16 protein-coding genes are annotated in these 18,421 nt (G+C 70.1%); 13 read left to right on the forward strand and 3 right to left on the reverse strand.

Annotation, left to right across the window (positions count from 1 at the left end):
* Positions 1–22: 22 nt before the first annotated feature.
* Together AC5JOC_RS05670 and guaA are read left to right on the forward strand one after the other, a co-directional pair.
* Positions 23–466, forward strand: coding sequence for a DUF3817 domain-containing protein (locus AC5JOC_RS05670; RefSeq protein WP_056778703.1), 444 nt, complete (start codon positions 23–25; stop codon positions 464–466).
* Positions 463–2,067 carry a glutamine-hydrolyzing GMP synthase gene (gene guaA / locus AC5JOC_RS05675; RefSeq protein WP_124768837.1) on the forward strand — a complete coding sequence of 535 codons (1,605 nt, stop codon included), beginning with the start codon at positions 463–465 and terminating at the stop codon, positions 2,065–2,067. Before AC5JOC_RS05670 ends, guaA begins: the two co-directional genes overlap by 4 nt.
* Positions 2,068–2,319: 252 nt before the next feature.
* Here the strand turns inward: guaA and AC5JOC_RS05680 are convergent, their stop codons facing one another.
* Positions 2,320–3,177: a Bax inhibitor-1/YccA family protein gene (locus AC5JOC_RS05680; protein WP_064296659.1), complete on the reverse strand. Its 858-nt coding sequence runs from the start codon at positions 3,175–3,177 to the stop codon at positions 2,320–2,322.
* A gap of 194 nt (positions 3,178–3,371) precedes the next feature.
* On the opposite strand from AC5JOC_RS05680, the gene AC5JOC_RS05685 reads away from it, so the two are divergent.
* From AC5JOC_RS05685 to AC5JOC_RS05695, 3 genes are all read left to right on the forward strand, one after another.
* Positions 3,372–4,451, forward strand: a complete 1,080-nt coding sequence (locus AC5JOC_RS05685) for a glycerophosphodiester phosphodiesterase family protein (RefSeq protein WP_494245925.1) — start codon at positions 3,372–3,374, stop codon at positions 4,449–4,451.
* 13 nt (positions 4,452–4,464) lie between these two features.
* Positions 4,465–6,933, forward strand: coding sequence for an ATP-dependent helicase (locus tag AC5JOC_RS05690; protein ID WP_079705283.1), 2,469 nt, complete (start codon positions 4,465–4,467; stop codon positions 6,931–6,933).
* A 70-nt stretch (positions 6,934–7,003) separates the two neighbouring features.
* On the forward strand, positions 7,004–8,005 hold the full coding sequence (locus AC5JOC_RS05695; protein ID WP_139382416.1) for an SseB family protein: 1,002 nt from the start codon (positions 7,004–7,006) through the stop codon (positions 8,003–8,005).
* On the opposite strand, the gene AC5JOC_RS05700 is transcribed toward AC5JOC_RS05695, so the two are convergent.
* Both AC5JOC_RS05700 and AC5JOC_RS05705 read right to left on the reverse strand, forming a co-directional pair.
* Complete coding sequence (locus AC5JOC_RS05700) at positions 7,932–9,506, reverse strand: hypothetical protein (RefSeq protein WP_494245727.1); 1,575 nt, start codon at positions 9,504–9,506, stop codon at positions 7,932–7,934. The two genes, AC5JOC_RS05695 and AC5JOC_RS05700, sit on opposite strands and share 74 nt — an antisense overlap.
* A gap of 104 nt (positions 9,507–9,610) precedes the next feature.
* A complete protein-coding gene (locus AC5JOC_RS05705; protein WP_494245728.1) occupies positions 9,611–10,414 on the reverse strand; it encodes an oxygenase MpaB family protein in 804 nt (267 codons plus the stop codon).
* A gap of 160 nt (positions 10,415–10,574) precedes the next feature.
* Between AC5JOC_RS05705 and sucC the strand changes: the two genes are divergently transcribed.
* The 8 genes from sucC to AC5JOC_RS05745 all read left to right on the forward strand — a co-directional run bounded on the left by sucC (position 10,575) and on the right by AC5JOC_RS05745 (position 18,316).
* Complete coding sequence (sucC, locus tag AC5JOC_RS05710) at positions 10,575–11,738, forward strand: ADP-forming succinate--CoA ligase subunit beta (RefSeq protein WP_124768842.1); 1,164 nt, start codon at positions 10,575–10,577, stop codon at positions 11,736–11,738.
* 14 nt (positions 11,739–11,752) lie between these two features.
* Positions 11,753–12,643 carry a succinate--CoA ligase subunit alpha gene (gene sucD, locus AC5JOC_RS05715; RefSeq protein ID WP_064296653.1) on the forward strand — a complete coding sequence of 297 codons (891 nt, stop codon included), beginning with the start codon at positions 11,753–11,755 and terminating at the stop codon, positions 12,641–12,643.
* A 125-nt stretch (positions 12,644–12,768) separates the two neighbouring features.
* A complete protein-coding gene (locus AC5JOC_RS05720; RefSeq protein WP_124768843.1) occupies positions 12,769–14,046 on the forward strand; it encodes a cell division protein PerM in 1,278 nt (425 codons plus the stop codon).
* A 9-nt stretch (positions 14,047–14,055) separates the two neighbouring features.
* Positions 14,056–14,682, forward strand: coding sequence for a phosphoribosylglycinamide formyltransferase (purN, locus tag AC5JOC_RS05725; protein ID WP_085510275.1), 627 nt, complete (start codon positions 14,056–14,058; stop codon positions 14,680–14,682).
* Positions 14,679–16,286, forward strand: a complete 1,608-nt coding sequence (gene purH, locus AC5JOC_RS05730) for a bifunctional phosphoribosylaminoimidazolecarboxamide formyltransferase/IMP cyclohydrolase (RefSeq protein WP_159877997.1) — start codon at positions 14,679–14,681, stop codon at positions 16,284–16,286. Before purN ends, purH begins: the two co-directional genes overlap by 4 nt.
* 109 nt (positions 16,287–16,395) lie before the next feature.
* Positions 16,396–17,607, forward strand: a complete 1,212-nt coding sequence (gene ddaH, locus AC5JOC_RS05735; protein ID WP_159877999.1) for a dimethylargininase — start codon at positions 16,396–16,398, stop codon at positions 17,605–17,607.
* 88 nt (positions 17,608–17,695) lie between these two features.
* The gene (locus AC5JOC_RS05740) at positions 17,696–18,010 is read left to right on the forward strand and encodes a hypothetical protein (protein WP_159880207.1); all 315 of its coding nucleotides are present in this window, start codon (positions 17,696–17,698) and stop codon (positions 18,008–18,010) included.
* A gap of 180 nt (positions 18,011–18,190) precedes the next feature.
* Entirely contained in the window at positions 18,191–18,316 is a 126-nt protein-coding gene (locus tag AC5JOC_RS05745; protein WP_256377204.1) for a hypothetical protein, read from the forward strand.
* Positions 18,317–18,421 lie beyond the last annotated feature (105 nt).

Here is an 18,421-nt window from a genome sequence, read left to right on the forward strand (position 1 = left end):
CGGCCGCGGGTAAGATGGGGGCATGCCCCTCCAGCCGAAACCGTCGACGTTTCCCGCGATCCGAGGCGCGCTGAAGTTCTACCAGGTGGCCGCCCCCATCACCGGTGTGCTGCTCCTGTCGCTCTGCGCCGAGATGCTCATGAAGTACGCGTTCGGCCTCGAGCTCGAGCTCGGCGGTGCTTACGGCTTCCTCGCCTTCGTGCCCTCCGGCACCGCCACCGCGGTCAACCTCAGCACGGGCATCCTCATCATCCACGGCTGGTTCTACGTCGTGTACCTGTTCGCCGCGTTCCGGCTCTGGAGCCTCATGCGGTGGAACGTCCTGCGTCTGCTCTGGCTCGCGCTCGGCGGCATCATCCCGTTCCTGTCCTTCTTCTTCGAGAGCCGCATCCCGCGGGAAGTGAAGGGCTACCTCTCCGGCCGCGAAGCAGCAGCGGCCGCCGAACCCGTGGAGTCCATGCAGTGAGTGAAACCACCCCCGCAGCCGCAGCGGAGCAGACCGCCGCCCGACCGGTCCTCGTCGTCGACTTCGGTGCGCAGTACGCGCAGCTGATCGCGCGTCGCGTCCGCGAAGCCGGCGTGTACTCCGAGATCGTGCCGCACACCGTGTCCGCCGCCGAGGTCGCCGCCAAGAACCCCGTCGGGATCGTCTTGTCCGGTGGCCCGTCCAGCGTGTACGAGCCGGGCGCCCCGTCGCTCGACGAGGGCATCCTCGAGCTCGGCGTCCCGACGTTCGGCATCTGCTACGGCTTCCAGGTCATGGCCAAGCAGCTCGGTGGAGAGGTCGCGCACACCGGTCTCCGGGAGTACGGCGCCACCGACGCGACCAGCGTCGTCGACGTCCCTGGCACCCTCCTGCACGGCGTCCCGACCGAGCAGAACGTCTGGATGAGCCACGGCGACTCCGTCTCCAAGGCCCCCGAGGGCTTCGAGGTCCTCGCCTCGACCGCCTCGACCCCGGTCGCCGCCTTCGCGAACGCGGAACGCGGCCTCTACGGCGTCCAGTGGCACCCCGAGGTCAAGCACTCCGCTTACGGCCAGCAGGTGCTCGAGAACTTCCTCCACCGGGCGGCGGGCATCCCGGCCGACTGGAACAGCGGCAACGTCATCGCCGAACAGGTCGACCGCATCCGCGCCCAGGTGGGCGACGCCAAGGTCATCTGCGGACTCTCCGGCGGTGTCGACTCGGCCGTCGCCGCGGCGCTCGTGCACAAGGCCGTCGGCGACCAGCTCGTCTGCATCTTCGTCGACCACGGCCTGCTCCGGAAGGACGAGCGACGCCAGGTCGAGGAGGACTTCGTCGCCTCGACCGGTGTCCGGCTGGTCACGGTCGACGCCCGCGAGCAGTTCCTGTCGGCGCTCGCCGGCGTCAGCGACCCGGAGCAGAAGCGCAAGATCATCGGCCGCGAGTTCATCCGGTCCTTCGAACAGGCCGAGATCGACCTCGTGAAGGAGGCCCAGAGCGAGGGTGAGCCCATCCGCTTCCTCGTCCAGGGCACGCTGTACCCCGACGTCGTCGAGTCCGGCGGCGGATCCGGTACGGCCAACATCAAGAGCCACCACAACGTCGGCGGCCTGCCGGAAGACCTCCAGTTCGAACTCGTCGAGCCCCTGCGCACCCTGTTCAAGGACGAGGTCCGGGCGATCGGCCGCGAGCTGGGCCTCCCGGAGGAGATCGTCGGCCGTCAGCCGTTCCCCGGTCCCGGACTCGGTATCCGCATCGTCGGTGAGGTCACGGCCGAGCGTCTCGACCTCCTCCGCGACGCCGACGCGATCGTCCGCGAGGAACTGACCGCGGCCGGGCTCGACCAGGAGATCTGGCAGTGCCCCGTGGTCCTGCTGGCGGACGTCCGTTCCGTGGGCGTGCAGGGCGACGGCCGCACCTACGGCCACCCGATCGTGCTGCGACCGGTCTCGTCTGAAGACGCCATGACCGCCGACTGGACCCGCCTGCCGTACGACGTCCTCGCGCGCATCAGCAACCGCATCACCAACGAGGTGAAGGACGTCAACCGCGTCGTGCTCGACGTCACGTCGAAGCCACCGGGGACCATCGAGTGGGAGTGATCGCTCCCTGAGCCATCGGAAGGCCGTCCCGTTCGCGGGGCGGCCTTCCGTCGTCCGCGCCCTTCGACAAGCTCAGGGACCGCGGTGGGGTGGCTCAGGGACCGGGGTGGGTGGCTCAGGGACCGGGGATGGTGCCTCGGTCCGAGGGGTTCGGTCCCTGAGCCTGTCGAAGGGCAGTACCTCGACCGGCGGGTTCCTCGGACGACGAAGGCCCGCCCCGCGAACGGGACGGGCCTTGCAGTACGTGCGCTCCTAGTTGCGGGAGATGGCCAGCAGACGCAGGATCTCGACGTAGATCCAGATGACCGTGACCATGATGCCGAAGGCGCCGGTCCAGCCGTACTTGGCGGGAGCGCGGTTCTGCACGCCACGCTGGATGAAGTCGAAGTCGAGCACCAGCGAGTACGCACCCATCAGCACCGCGAAGATGCCGATGACGATCCCGAGCGGGATGCCGAAGATCGTCGCGCCGTAGAGGCCGAACGGGTTGTTCAGCACGCCCGTGAACATGAGCACGAGGTTGAGGAGCTGGAAGACGCCGTAGCCGATGATGGCGACGAGGAAGACCTTGGTCAGCTTCTTCGAGGCGCGGACCTTGCCGCTGGCGAAGAGGGCGAGGGTCACGCCGACGACGGCGAGGGTCGCGAGGACCGCCTGGACGACGACGCCGGACCAGGCCGGGTTCGCCTCGAAGACGCGCGAGATGCCGCCGACGAAGAGTCCCTGGAAGACCGCGTACCCGAGGATGAGCGCCGGGACCGGCTCCTTCTTGAAGGAGTTGACGAGACCGAGGCCGAGGCCACCGATCATGCCGATGATCATGGGGAGGGCGTAGCCGCTGCCTGCCTGCAGGAGGGAGGTCGTCCACATCCAGGAGATGACGGCGAACACGACGAGGACGGCGAACGAGCCGAGGGTCTTGACGAGCGTGTTCTCGATCGTCATGCGGTCGGCGGTGCCGACGCCCGCCGGTGCGGTGGGCTGCTCGTACATCTTGCGGAGCTGTTCGGCGGTCAGCGAGGGGTTCGCTGCTTGAGCTGCCTGCAGCGTCCCGCCTCCCTGCTTCGCGAATGCCGGGTTCTTCGAGAACGCGGGATTGTCGAGGGCCATGGCTGATTCCTACTCTCAGTCGTGGAGGCTGTGTCGCGCCAAGCGGCGCTGCTGACACCCAGAGTATCCGAGTTCCCTTTGAATCAGCCGGGTCGCGCGTGGAAAACCCCGAACGGACGCCGATGTTCGCGGCGGGCTGACAGCCGGCACCCTGCGCGCACGCCGGAGCGTCGTCCTAGGCTGATGGCGTGCGCATCGACTCCCTGCCCAACCCGCTCGTCATCGGACACCGCGGGGCTCCCGGTTACCGCCCGGAGCACACCGAGTCCTCCTACCGCTTGGCCGTCGCGCTCGGTGCGGACGCCGTCGAGCCCGATCTCGTCGCGTCGAAGGACGGCGTCCTCGTGGTCCGACACGAGAACGAGATCTCCGGGACGACCGACGTCGCCGCCCGAGCGGAGTTCGCCGACCGGCGGACGACGAAGCGCGTCGACGGCCACGAGCTGACCGGGTGGTTCACCGAGGACTTCACCTGGGCCGAGCTGTCGACCCTGACCGCACGTGAGCGGATCCCCGAGGTACGGACGGTGAGTGCGGGATTCGACGGCACCGAGGGCATCCTGCGGTTCGCCGACCTCGTCGCGGTCGTGCGCAGCGCGGCCGAAGCGCACCGACGACCCGTCGGCATCGTGGCCGAGGTGAAGCACGCCGACTACTTCGCGTCGATCGGCCTCCCGCTCGATCGGCTCCTGGCCGAGGAGCTCGCCGCCCTGGGCTTCGGCACCGATCCCGATGCCGAGCCGCTCATCATCGAGTCGTTCGAGCAGTCGGTCCTCATGGCGTTGCAGGCCCGTCGGGTGCAGGCGGAGTTCGTGTACCTCATCGAGCGGTCCGGCAGGCCGAGCGATCTCGTCGCCCGGCTGGGGGATTCGGCCCCGTCCTACGCCGACGCGATGACCGACGCCGGACTCGCGGCGCTCGCCCTCGAGGTCGACGCCATCAGTGTGGACAAGGCGATGCTCATCGACCTGGGCGACGACGACGGCGCCCACCCGACGGACCTCGTGGAGCGCGCCCACGCGGTGGGCCTGCGCGTCTACACCTGGACGCTCCGCCCCGAGAACCGGTTCCTCGCGCCACCCTTCCGGGACGGGTCCGATCCGGCGGCGGTCGGCCGCTGGCTCGAGGAGTTCGTCCTGGTGCTCTCCTCAGGGGTCGACGGCTGCTTCGTCGACCAGGCCGACCTCGGTGTCGCCGCGCGGTCGGCGGCCGGCGACCGTGCGGATCACCGCGACGGCGGTGCTCGGCCGAGCGATGTCGGAGGCAGCGCCTAGACTTGCAGGCGATATGGCGAGCTCTCCTTCTTCGAACGCCGACGCCGTGCAACCGGTGATCGTCGGCTGGCCCACGGCAACCGTTCCCGAGTCGTCCTCCGACGAGCGTGCCGGCGGGAGTCGGCTGCTGGAGGGGCTCAACCCGCAGCAACGGATCGCGGTGGAGTACCGGGGCCAGGCCCTGCTCATCGTCGCCGGTGCCGGGTCCGGCAAGACGAGTGTGCTCACCCGCCGCGTTGCGCTGCTGCTCGAGCAGCGGGAGGCCTGGCCGAGCCAGATCCTGGCGATCACGTTCACCAACAAGGCCGCCGCCGAGATGCGCGAGCGGGTGCAGGCGCTCGTCGGCCAGGCCGCGCAGGGCATGTGGATCTCCACCTTCCACTCCGCCTGCGTCCGCATCCTCCGCCGCGAGGCCGAGCACTTCGGCTTCACCAAGAACTTCACGATCTACGACAGCGGCGACCAACGTGCCCTCCTGAAGCGCATCATCAAGGAGCTCGAGGCCGACGCATACGGCTTCACGCCGTCGAACACCTCGGCGAAGATCTCGAAGCTCAAGAACGAGCTGTCGGACGTCGAGTCGTACTCCCGCACGATCAACACGAACGACCCGCAGGAACTCGTGTTCCTGCAGGTCTTCCGGAAGTACACGCGCGCGCTGGCCGACGCGAACGCCTTCGACTTCGACGACCTCATCAGCCAGACGGTGTTCCTCTTCCGGGCGTTCCCGCACGTCGCGGCGCAGTACCAGCAGCGGTTCCGCCACATCCTCGTCGACGAGTACCAGGACACCAACCACGCCCAGTACTCGCTCATCCGGGAGCTCACCCGCGCGCCCGAGGCCGGCACGGATCAGCTCGCCACCACCCGCACCGAGGGTGCCTCGCTCACCGTCGTCGGTGACTCGGACCAGTCGATCTACGCGTTCCGCGGGGCCGACATCCGGAACATCACCGAGTTCGAGCGCGACTTCCCGGGTGCCAAGGTGGTGCTGCTCGAGCAGAACTACCGCTCCACGCAGAACATCCTCTCGGCGGCGAACGCGGTCATCTCCAACAACTTCGACCGCAAGGACAAGAAGCTCTGGACGGCCGTCGGCGACGGGGAGAAGATCGTCGGCTTCACCGGGTACTCCGGCCACGACGAGGCGCAGTTCATCGCCGACGAGATCGAGAAGCTCCGGAACGCGGGCACGGCCTACAGCGACATCGCGGTGTTCTACCGGACGAACGCCCAAACGCGTGCGCTCGAGGAGATCTTCATCCGTGCGGCCCTCCCGTACCGGATCATGGGCGGCACCAAGTTCTACGAACGCGCCGAGATCAAGGACGCCCTCGCCTACCTCGTGTCGGTCGCGAACCCGGCCGACATCATGGCGCTGCGGCGCATCCTGAACACGCCCAAGCGTGGCATCGGGCCGGCGACGGAGACGGCACTCGCGAGCTTCGCCGAGAACAACGGCGTCACCTTCCGCGAGGCCATGCGGCGCGCCGACGCCCTCGGGCTCGGGCCGAAGGTCACGAGCGCGATCCTGCAGCTGTCGGCGCTCCTCGACGAAGCGCAGGCCGCGCTCGACGACGCCGCCGCGGCCGACCGCCCGACGGCGTCCGCGACCGCCGTCGGCGACGTCCTGTCGCTCCTCATGACGAAGAGCGGCTACCTCGACTCGCTGCGCAACAGTCGCGACCCGCAGGATGAGGCACGCGCCGAGAACGTCGACGAGCTCATCGCCGTCACCAAGGAGTTCGCCAAGAACAACCCCGACGGCGGCATCGTCGACTTCCTGACGGAGGTCTCGCTCGTCGCCGCGGCCGACGACCTCGACGACGCGACGGGCAGCGTGTCGCTCATGACCCTGCACACGGCGAAGGGCCTCGAGTACGACGCGGTCTTCCTGACGGGCATCGAGGAGGACCTCCTCCCGCACCGGATGTCGGCGAACGAGCCGGGCGGCCCGGCCGAGGAGCGACGCCTGTTCTACGTCGGCATCACCCGCGCCCGCAAGCGCCTGTACCTCTCGCTGGCGATGACGCGTGCCCAGTACGGCGAGACGGCCGTCGCCATGCCCAGCCGCTACCTGCAGGAGATCCCGGCCGAACTGATCGAGTGGCGTCAGTCGCCCGGCAACGTCAACGGTCGTGGTGGCACGCAGTCGCGTGCCCTGAACGCCCGCCGTGCCCCCTCGAGCGACCGCTGGTCGGTCCGCTCGCTCCCCGAGGGCGCCTCCGCGGGCGACACGCGGTTCTCCGGCGGTTCGAGCAAGCCGGAGACGGCCTGGGCCAATCGCATCACCGCGAAGGTCCGCGACAACGGCGACCTCGAGCTCGTTCCCGGCGACCGCATCTCCCACGCCGACTTCGGACCGGGCCGGGTGAACGCGGTGACCGGTGAAGGCGCGAAGCGCATCGCCCATGTCCAGTTCGAGTCAGCCGGAGCGAAGAAGCTGCTGATCAAGATCGCGCCCATCGAGAAGCTCGACTGACTGCGCTGAGGCGCGCACCGTCGGTCCGGCCGGTTCCCTGAGCGGAATCCAGCATCTAGGCTGATGCATCATGGGTCTGTTCTCCAAGCGCAACGCGTCCGATGCCCGATCTGCAGCCGTGGAGGCCGAGACATCGGCACCTGAGGATGAGGTGGATCCGGCCGCGGAAGCCCCGGAGACCGTGCCGCAGGTGTCGATCTCGGTCACGACGGTCAACGCAGCCGCTCGGACACCGGAGGCGCCTGTCTCCGTGCCTGCTGCGGCCCCGGCGCCGGCCCGGGCGCCCGCTCCCGTCGAGCCTGACTCCAACGTCGACCTCGCTCAGGCGCTTACCGCTCTGGCCGAAGGCGGTGACGAGCGCGCGATGATGCACGTCCTGCGCCAGAGCATCCAGGGCAAGCTGCTGTTGTCCACGAGCCTCGACGGTGTCTCGGAGGAGGACAAGGCTGCCGGGCGCATCCCGCTCGGCGTCCACCGCGACCCGGAGGGCGCCGTCTACCTCCTCGCCTTCACCTCGTCGCGTGAGCTCGAGAAGACGCGGACGGCGGACGGGCCGGTCACCGGGGTCGCGGTGGACGCCGTCTGGGCACTCCGTCAGGCGACCGGCGACGGGTACGCCGGCATCGTCCTGAACCCCGCCGACGGCAAGGCGAGTGCGGTCGTCCCGAAGACGCTGATCGTGCGTCTGTTCGGGGACGGCCGGAACAACGACCTCGCGAAGCAGGCGCTCGCCCAGCCGCGAGAACCCGATGCCCTCCAGCGGCTGGTCGCCGCACTCGCCGCGCACGGCGGGTTCGTAGCCGGTCGCGCCGAGGTCGACGAGGACGGTAACCGCAAGACCGTCGGCATCGCGGAGACCCGCCTCGGCGACCGTCGACTGCTGGAGGTCTTCACCTCGCCCATCGAGATCGCCGCACTGGGACGAGGGGATGACGCGTACCCGGTCACCGCAGCGGAACTCGCGGCCGCGCTCCGCAGCGACGAGGGCATCACCGGGATCATCGTGAACCCTGCGGCGCCGTGGCTGGACGTCGACCGCGCCCAGCTCGCACCCCTCCTCGACGTGCGCTGAGCGCCGCACCCGCTCCACTCGGAGTGATCCGCCGACGGAGAGCGAGCAGGATGCCGCCGAGCGCGAGCGCTCCGATCGCCGCAGTGCCGGCGAGGAGCAGGGAGCGGTCGTCGGCGCCGGTCTCGGCGAGGCGCGCTTCGGGCACGGTCGGCGTCGAGGCGAGGGTGATCTCCGAGGCGACCCCGAAGGCGGATCGCCAGGGGCGGATCATCGTGCCGCCGTTCTCCGGCAGGGTGTCGCTCGGCTCGATGCGTTCGACCCAGACGTAGTAGCCGTCCTCGGGGAGGACGCAGGACGGCGTCGTGTACTCGCCGGGGCCTGCATCCACGAGCGTCTCGACCTCGCAGACCACCGGTGCTCCGAGCGGGACCTCCGGTGCCTCGACCGGGCGCTCCGCGAACGGACCGAGCAACTGGCTTCGGACGGTCACCGGGATCGGCGTGTACGGTCCGCCCTCCGGCCCGATGAGGCCCCACTCCGCTGCGAGGCCGGTGTCGGTAGCGATCCCGACCGACAGCCGGTCGGTGACCTCGGTTCCCGGTGTCGCCGTCGCGTGCGAGGTGGTGGTGACGACGACCGGCTGGAAGGGGAGTGGAGTGGGACGCTCGCGGTCGGCGCTCGCTCCGGCGGCGACCGTGATGGGGCGGGCGATGAGGACGCTCTGCACGTTGGCGGCGCTCCGAGCGATCGTGAGGCCGGCCCCGTAGGGCAGCTCACCGAACGTGGCGTTCGCTGAGAAGGCCACGACCGCGGCATCGGTGCTCGGCAGGATCCGCAGGCTCTCACCGTTCCCGACGGCCCGCTCGGACGTGCCGTCCTCGAAGGTCGCGCCGTCGAGGGTGACCGTCCCGGTGTGGGTGCCCGGTGGCAGGGTGGTGACGCCGGAGGAGATGAAGTCGACGGCGAGTTCGGTTCGGACGAGGTCGAATCCGTCCTCGCCGCGTTCGATGGACATGGTGGCGCTCGCTCCCCGACTCGCGCCGCCGGGACCGTCGGCCTCGGCGAGCATCTGATGGGCCCGGGAGAGCACGCGGTCGGCGCTCGCTCCTGCCCGAGCGGCGATCTGCGCCGGCGTCCACCCGTTCAGGCCGGTGATGATCCAGGTGGCGAGCTGGCCCGCAGCTGCCTCGTCGGCGTCCTGGCTGGCGCCCCAGTGCCGCGACAGGTAGGCCAGGCGGGCGGCGTCCTCGGGGGTGAACCACCCGAGCGATGATCCGTCGACGTGCTCGTAGGCGTGACCCGGCGGGATCGGGAGGTCGAGGTTGATGCAGAACCCGACCGTCCCGTCGTCGAAGGCCCACGAGCCGAGCCAGCGGCCGTTCGACGCGTCGCGGTGACCGTAGGCGGCGCCGGTGGCGGTCAGTGCGGAGGATGCGGTCGCGCCGCCGAGGACGATGCCGAGGACGAGCGTGAGCAGGATCGGGACGGCTGCCAGGAGCCGGAGGATCCGCGGTCTGCCGCCGAGGAGGCGGCCGGTCTGGGGGAGGTGGTGTGTTGTCATGCCCCCATCGTGCGAACCACGGCACCTCGGTCAGCCGGGCGGGAATCCGAATGTGGACGGGACGGCTCCGCCAATGGGCTGTGGAGGGCGGTGCTGGAACGTCGTCAGCCGAGGTGGCGGGCCGCCTCCGTGCGATCGCGCTCTCGCATCGCCCGGAGGTACCAGGCGGAGGGTGCCGCGCGCAGTCGCTGCGGAAGACGCGGCCAGACGGCCCGCGCGACGGCGACCCGCCGCGCGAAGCGACGCTGCTGCCGCGGCGTCCAACGGAACCCGTAGGCGCTCCGCAGGCCGTCGGGCAGCAGTCCCGCCGTCACGAGCCGGACGAGCGGGAGCAGGCACCGGACGGGGAGCGGCGCCGCGCGAGCGGTCAGGAGCTCGATCGAGACGCGCGCGCGCCTCCGCGGTGACGTGGAGTCCCGCGACCCGGGCTGCGAAGTACTCGTCGAACGCGGCCCGGGTCGGAGGCCAACGGTCGGGCGGGAGCTGCAGGCTCGTCCCCACGATCGCGTACTCACGGTGCAGGCGCTCCCGCGACTCCTCGTCGAGCGGGCCGAACACGAGCTCGTAGACCTGGACGGCGGTGTCGTACAGCGTGGCCGCGACCCAGAGTTGCGCGTCGTGGTCGAAGGCCGAGTACCCGGGAGCGGCCTCGCCCGGCCGGGCTGCGGACCGGTCGCGTGGGCGTGGTTCACCCGCCGGGCCGCGCTGCGCTGCTCGTCCGGCGTGCCGAGGGCGAGCGCGTAGACGAAGGTGAGGGTGGCGTGCAGCCGGTCGAGCGGACGGGAACCGAAGTCGCTGTGCCGGGCCACCCCGGCGGCGACCGAGGGGTCCGCGATCTGCAGCAGGATGGCCCGCCCGGCGCCGGCGACGAGGATGCCCTCGCGAGCGAGGTCCGCCATGCCGGTCATGGACCCGACCTTAGTCGTTCACTGCGAACGTCCGGTTGCGGCGCAGCGCTGGGGGTAGAGTCGTCACTGGCCCTTTTTCTCTCGCCGCCGAGATAACGCGCGGCCGAAAATCGCCACGACAATCACAGCAGAACGCGCGAAGCGCGGATGGGAATGACACGTGGATCTTTACGAGTATCAGGCACGAGACCTGTTCGAGCAGTACGAGGTGCCGGTCCTCGCCGGCATCATCGCCGACACCCCGGACGAGGTGCGGGCCGCGGCCGAGCGTCTCGGCGGCGTGGTCGTCGTCAAGGCGCAGGTGAAGGTCGGAGGCCGCGGCAAGGCCGGCGGCGTCAAGGTCGCCAAGACCCCCGACGAGGCCTACGAGGCGGCGAAGGCCATCCTCGGACTCGACATCAAGGGTCACGTCGTCAAGCGCGTGATGGTCGCGGCCGGCGCACGCATCGCCCAGGAGTTCTACTTCTCGGTGCTGCTCGACCGCGCCAACCGGTCCTACCTGTCGCTCACGAGCGTCGAGGGCGGCATGGAGATCGAGCAGCTCGCGGTCGAGAAGCCCGAGGCGCTCGCGCGCATCGAGGTGAACCCGCTCACCGGTGTCGACAAGGCGGCCGCGGTCGAGATCGCGAAGGCTGCGAACTTCCCCGAGGAGCTCGTCGACCAGGTCTCCGACGTCTTCGTGAAGCTCTACGACGTCTACAAGGGCGAGGACGCGACGCTCGTCGAGGTCAACCCGCTCGTCCTCACGGAGGAGGGGCGCATCGTCGCCCTCGACGGCAAGGTCTCGCTCGACGAGAACGCCGCCTTCCGTCACCCGAACCACGCCGAACTCGAAGACACCGCAGCCGAGGACCCCCTGGAGCTCAAGGCCAAGGAGAACGACCTCAACTACGTCAAGCTCGACGGCGAGGTCGGCATCATCGGCAACGGCGCTGGGCTCGTCATGTCCACGCTCGACGTCGTCGCCTACGCGGGCGAGCAGCACGGCGGCGTGAAGCCGGCCAACTTCCTCGACATCGGCGGCGGCGCCTCGGCCGAGGTCATGGCAGCAGGCCTCGACGTCATCCTCGGCGACGCCCAGGTGAAGAGCGTGTTCGTCAACGTCTTCGGTGGCATCACCGCCTGCGACGCCGTCGCGAACGGCATCGTGAAGGCGCTCGAGATCCTCGGTGACGCAGCGACGAAGCCGCTCGTGGTCCGCCTCGACGGCAACAAGGTCGCGGAGGGCCGCGAGATCCTCGCCGCCGCCGCGCACCCGCTCATCACGCTCGCCGCAACCATGGACGAAGGCGCCGACAAGGCCGCCGAGCTGGCTTCGAAGTAAGGGATCGCACAAGCATGTCAATCTTCCTCAACAAGGACTCCAAGGTCATCGTCCAGGGCATCACCGGCGGCGAGGGCACCAAGCACACGGCGCTCATGCTGAAGGCCGGCACCCAGGTGGTCGGTGGCGTGAACGCCCGCAAGGCCGGCACGACCGTGACCCACGACGGCGGCGTCGAGCTGCCCGTGTTCGGCACGGTCGCCGAGGCCATCAAGGAGACCGGCGCAGACGTGTCGATCGCCTTCGTGCCCCCGGCATTCACCAAGGACGCGGTCATCGAGGCCATCGACGCCGAGATCCCGCTGCTCGTCATCATCACCGAGGGTGTGCCGGTCGGCGACTCCGCCGAGTTCTGGGCCTACGCCCAGTCGAAGGGCTCGAAGACCCGCATCATCGGCCCGAACTGCCCCGGCATCATCACGCCGGGGGAGTCGCTCGTGGGCATCACGCCCGCGAACATCGCCGGCAAGGGACCGATCGGCCTCGTGTCGAAGTCGGGCACCCTCACGTACCAGATGATGTACGAGCTGCGCGAGATCGGCTTCTCGACGGCGATCGGCATCGGCGGCGACCCGATCATCGGCACGACGCACATCGACGCGCTCGCCGCGTTCGAGGCCGACCCCGAGACCAAGGCCATCGTCATGATCGGCGAGATCGGTGGCGACGCCGAGGAGCGCGCGGCCGACTTCATCAAGGCGAACGTCACGAAGCCGGTCGTCGGCTACGTCGCGGGCTTCACCGCGCCCGAGGGCAAGACGATGGGCCACGCCGGCGCGATCGTCTCGGGCTCCGCAGGTACCGCGCAGGCGAAGAAGGAGGCCCTCGAGGCCGCCGGCGTCAAGGTCGGCAAGACGCCGAGCGAGACCGCCGACCTCATGCGCGAGATCATCGCCTCGCTGTAACACCCGCAGCTCGACTGCGACCACGACGCGACGCCCGGATCGGGCGTCGCGTCGTGGCGTTTCGGCCCACGCACGCCGTGTGCCTGACCGTCCGCACGCGCGGCTCCAGGTAGGGTCGAAGGCGCATGAACCGTCTGACCGTCGCCCTCCTCGCCGCCCTCGATGCCACCCTCGCCGTGGCCATCGGCATCGGTGTCGCACTCGTCCCACTCCTCGCCCTGTGGGCCCTGCACTTCCAGTTGGACGTCGACCCCGCCGCGCTCTGGCGGGGGGCCGTCGACATCTGGGCGCTCGGCAACGGCTCGAGCATGCGCATCACCCTCGACACGGCCCTCGTCACGCAGCTCGGCCTGCCTGCCGGGATGGAACCGTTCCTCGTCTCCCTGGCGCCCCTCGCCTTCACGATCGGCACGGTCCTGTTCGGCCTGCGCACCGGGGCCCGCGCGGCACGCAGCACCTGGTGGCAGGGTGCCGTCGTGCTGTCGGTGCTCGTGTTCGCCCTGCTCTCGTTCCTCGTGACCCTCACCGCCCTCCACCCGGCGGTGCGTCCCTCGATCGTCCAGGGGACCCTCGCGCCGACCGTGCGCTTCGCAGGCGGGGTCGTGGTCGCCGCGCTGTGGGTCCGGTTCCGAGAGCAGGACGCGGCCGATCCGATCCTCGACGGACTCCGCGCGATGCGGGACCGGATGCCGGACGGGACCTGGTCGATGGTCGTCGCGGCGCTGCGTGGTGGAGCACTCGCCGCCACCGGACTCGTGGCGGTCTCCGCGGTCCTGACCGCCATCCTCATCGCCGTCGGCTACGGCGCCATCATCTCCCTGCATGAGAGCGCGCAGTTCGGCGTCCTGGGCGGTGCCATCGTCACCGGCGCCGAACTCCTGTACCTGCCGAACCTCGTGATCTGGGCCATGAGCTGGATCACCGGCGCGGGCTTCGCCATCGGGAGCGGCACGGCGATCTCGCCGATCGGCACGCTCGTCGGGCCCATGCCGGCCGTGCCGGTCCTCGGCGCCATCCCGACGGGGGAGAGCCCACTCGGTTTCGCGGTCCTCGTGGTCCCGGTCGTCATCGGATTCGCCGCTGCCGTGGTGCTGCGCCGTCGTCTGCTCGTCGACCTCGACGGGCGTGGCGGGCTCGCACGGCTGGCGGTCGTCGGTCTCGGCGTCGGGGTCACAGCGGGCATCATCGTCGGTGTCCTCGCCGCCCTCTCGGCGGGCGCGGCAGGCCCAGGCCGCCTCATCGAGGTCGGCCCGAACGGTTGGGCGACGGGCCTGTGGACCACGCTGACGGTCGGGATCGCGGCCGTGGTCGGCATGGCGGCCGGTCCGACGCATCTCGCCGAGGAGGACCGCCTCCCGGAGCTGCACGCCCAGCCGAGCGGCCGGGGTGCCCGCGACCGATAGGATGCTCTGGTGCTGTCACTCGTCGTGCTGATCTCCGGTGGCGGATCCAATCTCCGCGCCCTCCTCGAAGCCTCACGCGACGCGGATTTCCCCGCTCGCGTCATCGCCGTCGGTGCCGATCGGGAGGCTGACGGCCTCGCCCACGCTGAGGAGTTCGGCATCCCGTCGTTCACCGTCCCCTACTCGTCCTTCGACTCGCGGGCGGAATGGGGCGCGGCCCTCCTCGAACAGATCCGGGTCTGGAACCCGGACGTCCTCGTCCTCAGCGGCCTCATGCGCCTCCTGCCGCCCGTCGTCGTCGACGCCCTCTCGCCGCGCATCATCAACACGCACCCCGCGTACCTCCCCGAGTTCCCGGGTGCGCACGGCGTCCGGGACGCCCTGGCGGCAGGCGCCTCGCAGACCGGGGCATCGATCATCGTCGTCGACAACGGCGTCGACGCGGGACCGATCATCTCGCAGGAGCGCGTCCCCGTCCTGCCCGAAGACACGGAGCACAGCCTCCACGAGCGGATCAAGCCGGTGGAGCGTCGACTCCTCGTCCAGGCCGTCCGCGACCTCGCCACCGGAACCATCGACCTCGAGGCGCTCTCCACGGCGTCCCGCCCGCCAGCAGAAGGAGCACCCCAGTCATGAGCGGTCCCAGCCACGACCACAGCCTCTACCGCGAACGCGACCTCGTCCCCGTCCGCCGGGCGCTGATCTCGGTCAGCGACAAGACCGGGCTGCTCGAGCTCGCCGGCGCACTCGCCGCAGCGGGCGTCGAGATCGTCTCCACCGGGTCCACCGCGGCGACCATCCGCGGTGCGGGCCACACGGTGACCGATGTGTCCGAGGTCACCGGATTCCCCGAGTCGCTCGACGGTCGGGTCAAGACCCTGCACCCCTCGGTGCACGCCGGACTCCTCGCCGACCTGCGGCTCGAATCCCACGAGGCCCAGCTCGCCGAGCTCGGCATCGAGCCGTTCCAGCTCGTCGTCGTGAACCTGTACCCCTTCGTCGAGACGGTCGCGAGCGGCGCAGCCGGTGACGACGTCGTCGAGCAGATCGACATCGGTGGACCGGCGATGGTGCGCGCCTCGGCGAAGAACCACGCCAACGTCGCGATCGTGGTCTCTCCCGAGCGCTACGGGCTGATCACCGAGGCCGTCGCCGCCGGCGGCACCACGCTCGCGCAGCGTCGCTCGCTCGCCGCGCAGGCCTTCGACCACACCGCCTCCTACGACGCGGCTGTGTCCGCGTGGTTCGCGAGCACGGAGACGACCGCAGCCGAGGCCTTCCCCAGCACGCTGACCGTCACCGGTCGTCGCGAGGCGGTGCTGCGCTACGGCGAGAACTCGCACCAGGCCGCGGCGCTGTACGTCCGTCCGGGCGGTGCCGGGATCGCCCAGGCGACGCAGTTGCACGGCAAGGAGATGTCGTACAACAACTACGTCGACGCCGACGCGGCAGTCCGCGCGGCCTACGACTTCGCCAACCCCGCCGTCGCGATCATCAAGCACGCGAACCCGTGCGGTATCGCCTTCGCGAACCCGAAGGCACCCGACCCGATCGCCTCGGCCCACCGTCGGGCGCACGAGTGCGACCCGGTCTCCGCCTTCGGCGGCGTCATCGCGGCCAACCGCGTCGTGACCCTCGGCATGGCCGAGACGGTCAAGGAGATCTTCACCGAGGTGCTCGTCGCCCCGGGCTTCGAGGACGCCGCGCTCGAGGTGCTCAAGACGAAGAAGAACCTGCGGCTCCTGCAGCTGCCGGAGGACTTCGTGCGCGAGGACCGCGAGGTCCGGCAGATCTCCGGTGGCCTGCTCTACCAGGACGCGGACCGCTTCGCCGACGACCCCCAGGACACCGCCAAGGGCTGGACGCTCGTCACTGGCGAACCCGCCGACGACGACACCCTGCTCGACCTCATCTTCGCGTGGAAGGCGTGCCGCTCGGTGAAGTCCAACGGCATCCTGCTCGCCAAGGGGAGCGCGAGCGTGGGCGTCGGCATGGGTCAGGTCAACCGCGTCGACTCCTGCCACCTCGCCGTGAGCCGAGCCGGTGACCGTGCCGCGGGTTCCGTCGCGGCCTCGGACGCCTTCTTCCCGTTCGCCGACGGCCTGCAGGTCCTGCTCGACGCCGGCGTGCGCGCGGTCGTGCAGCCCGGTGGTTCCGTCCGCGACGAAGAGGTCATCGCTGCGGCCGAAGCCGCCGGCGTGACCATGTACTTCACGGGGGAGCGTCACTTCTTCCACTAGGCCGTGCCGCCCGCCCCTGTGGGGGTTCTGGGCAGGCTCGTGGTGATCTCCCAGCGGCGTCGGACCCTCGTGGCCCGACGCCGCTGTGTCGTTGAGCTACGGTTGTCGAATGACTGCCACCTGGAGCCGCAAGCTCATCGCATCCGCCGCCGCCGCCGTCGCGACCATCGTCGTGGGCTTCCTGGGGGTCATGTTCGTCACGTTCGTCGGCTACCAGTTCGCCGGGACGATCTTCGCCCAGGCGAGTCCGTACTTCTTCGAGAGCACGATCATCACCTTCGTGCTGCTGCTGATCGTGGGCGTCGTCGGCCTCTACCGGTACCGACTCCTCGCCCTGCTGGGCGGCGCCGCCCTCGCCGTCATCGGAGCGCTCCTCGGGCTCATCGTCCAGGTGGCGACGACGGGGCAGCCCATCGACAGCACCGTGCTCGGCAGCATCGTCGCGACGCTCATCAGCCTCAACCTCGTCTTCGTGGTCGTCGTCGCGCTCTCCGCGGCCTTCATCGGATACCCCGTGTACTGGATGGTCGTCCGCACGCAGGACGCCGTGCTCGACGACGGACGCCGCATCGCACTCGTGCGGATGCCCGCCTCCAACCTTGCTGAAGGCCTCGTGACGCACCTGGAGCGCACGCCGATCGACACCGAACTCGCCGACAAGCAGTGGGACGCGTACGTCGCAGCGTTCGACGCCGCCGGCTGGGACACCACCGAGGTCTCCTGGGCCGACCAGCTCGCCGACTCCGTCTTCATCGAGGACGCCGTCATCGTGATCGGCGACGTCGCCGTGGTGACCCGACCGGGCGCCGAGAGCCGTCGCCCCGAGGTCGTCGCAGCCGAGACCACCGCCCGTGAGCTCGGCCTCCGGATCCACCGCATCGAGGGCGAAGGCACCCTCGAGGGCGGCGACGTCCTCCGGGTCGGCACGACCGTCTACGTCGGTCGCAGCGGCCGCACCAACGCCGAAGGCGTCCGGCAGCTCCGAGCCATCCTCGCGCCGCTCGGGTTCGACGTCGTGGCGGTCCCCGTCACGACCGCCCTCCACCTGAAGTCGACCGTCACCGCGCTCCCCGACGGGACCGTGCTCGTCCACCCCGACCTCGTCGAGGACCCGTCCTTCTTCGGTCGCCACCTCGTCGTGCCCGAGCGCGAGGGCGTCGCGGTGGTCGAACTCGCGGAGGACACCGTGCTCATCTCCGCAGCCGCTCCCAAGACGGCTGCGCTGCTCGAGGACCGCGGCTACACCGTGGTCCAGGTGGACATCAGCGAGTTCGAGAAGCTCGAGGGCTGCGTGACCTGCCTGTCCGTGCGGGTCAGCTGAGTCGATCGTGGAGCAGCAGGCTGGAGCGCGCGGGGGTCGGGATCTGAGCCGGAGGACCGTCGCGCAGCGACTGGACATCCCGCTCGAGATGGCCAGGCACCACGGGATCCCGCCGTTCTGGTCGACGGACCAGTTGGCGGCGTTCCTGGCCGACCCGCCGGCCTGGTACGTGCAGTCACGCGCGAACCGGACCGGGAAACGGCCGGTCTGGGTGGAGTTGCGGTGCACGATCTGCGGCACCAGTGAGACGCTCCGCCCGAAGAAGTGGTGGCCGGAGTTCTCGATGGTGAGCTGCTCCTGGCACGGCGCCGACGAGCTGCCTCCGGTGCCTGAGGGCGCCCGTCGGCGCGAGGTCGACGGCATCGGAGCCTTCGTCGGCATCGTCGACGAACCGACCTCCTGACGACGAGCGCACCCGGTCCGGTGCGTGCAACCGCATGGATCCCTTGCAGCCCGACGGCCGATTCCCATAGTCTGGTCTGCTGCGCCGAACCTCGTTCACCGTGATCGGTCGCCGTCCGCGTTCGAGTGCGACCTGTGCACCCGGCCCGCGGCTCTCGCCCCACAGGATGAGGAGGATGCCATGACGCTCTCGAACCACACCGCGCTCGCGCCGACGGTCGATCGTGCACGCTCCGCCTCGAGCCGCCGCCCGGTGGCCGTCCCGGCGCCAGCCGGACGCGACGCCGCAGCGGACGCCGACGCTTAGCACGAGCGCCAGGCAGTCCACCTCACCATCCGTCCGGCCTCGTCCGGGCCCGTCACCGGATGCTGCGACCTCGCACAGCGACCTCGCCGTCCGGCCGTTCCACGA

The sequence above is a fragment of the Plantibacter sp. genome, from assembly GCF_059073635.1.